The organism is Streptomyces sp. WM6386 (assembly GCF_000972385.1).
Taxonomy (GTDB): Bacteria; Actinomycetota; Actinomycetes; order Streptomycetales; family Streptomycetaceae; genus Streptomyces.
Map to the genome: position 1 here is coordinate 1 of NZ_JXTE01000219.1, position 1038 is coordinate 1038.

The 1038-nt window shown below is 67.1% G+C and carries 1 protein-coding gene and 1 pseudogene; both read left to right on the forward strand.

Features of this window, described 5'->3' with window-relative positions; all coding sequences use genetic code 11:
• Positions 1–185 precede the first annotated feature (185 nt).
• Complete coding sequence (locus TN53_RS40855; RefSeq protein WP_052745414.1) at positions 186–560, forward strand: hypothetical protein; 375 nt, start codon at positions 186–188, stop codon at positions 558–560.
• A gap of 162 nt (positions 561–722) precedes the next feature.
• Positions 723–1038 (forward strand): annotated as a pseudogene (locus tag TN53_RS40860) (hypothetical protein); the annotation flags it as partial.

The following is a 1038-nucleotide window of genomic DNA, read 5'->3' on the forward strand; positions in this document are numbered from 1 at the left end:
GCTCTCCCCGTACCCCAAGATCTTCGCACTGTGTCCACGGCACTCCCCCTGGTCTCGGTGGTCTCCCGCGAACGTACGCACTCGCGCTGCCCACCGGGCCCTGACATCTGTCAGGACCTGCCCGCCCAACCACTCCGTACGGTTTCCGCCGATCACCCAAGTCCACGGGAGAGGAATCACCTTCCATGCGCACCATGCTGAGGCGCGCCACCGCGCTGGCCTTCGCCACCGTCACCGCGACCGTCGTCGCGACGGCCACCGCACAGGCCAAGCCGGCCGACGACTGGGCAGGTTGCCCCTACGGCGCGGTCTGCATCTACCCGCAGAACCAGAACCCGGCCGTCTCCCCGAGCCACATCTACTGGACATACGGCGCGCACAACCTGAGCAACCAGGTGGGCAACCACTGGGTGCTGAACAACCAGTACGACGGCGCGGTCGTCGAGCTGTGCCTCAGCTACAACGCGAACGACTGCACGTCGTCGATCGCGGCCGGTCACGGCGAGTACCGCGACCTGGGTCCCATCAACTCGCTGCATCTGAGGCCGCACTACAACTAGAGACGTCGTCCTCACCCCGTACCGGGGAGAGGACGACGCCTTCTCGCTGTCTCGGGCATGGCCCCCCAGCGAGACTGAGCCGCTGACCAGCGAGCACCTGGCCGGTCACGCGATCCACACGCGTGCGATCATCTTGCTTCGCCGAGACGACAAGGAGAAGTGATGGCTGGCGTGACGGTGACGGTCTGTTTGCCAGCCGAGGCTGCGGACGATGTCGAAGGGGCACTGACGAAGGCTCTGGCTCCGTTCGACTCCGACGCATACCCCGACTACAACCCGGTCGATCGTGGCATGTGGGACTCCCGCCTCATTCACGGCGGCAGCAACGGCTACGGCTTCGCCATCGCCCCTGGATACGAAGACGACCCCCGGCTCATCCACGATGAACCCGCGCCCGACGGCACGCCCCGCCCCAGCGCCCCAGGCGTCTGCGCCGGCGGACCGCGCGCGCTCCTCGATTTCTCCCGGCCGCACCTTG

Excerpts from the sequence above, each read along its gene's own strand:
- TN53_RS40855 (WP_052745414.1), top strand. The coding sequence starts at position 186 with ATGCGCACCATGCTGAGGCGCGCCACCGCGCTGGCCTTCGCCACCGTC.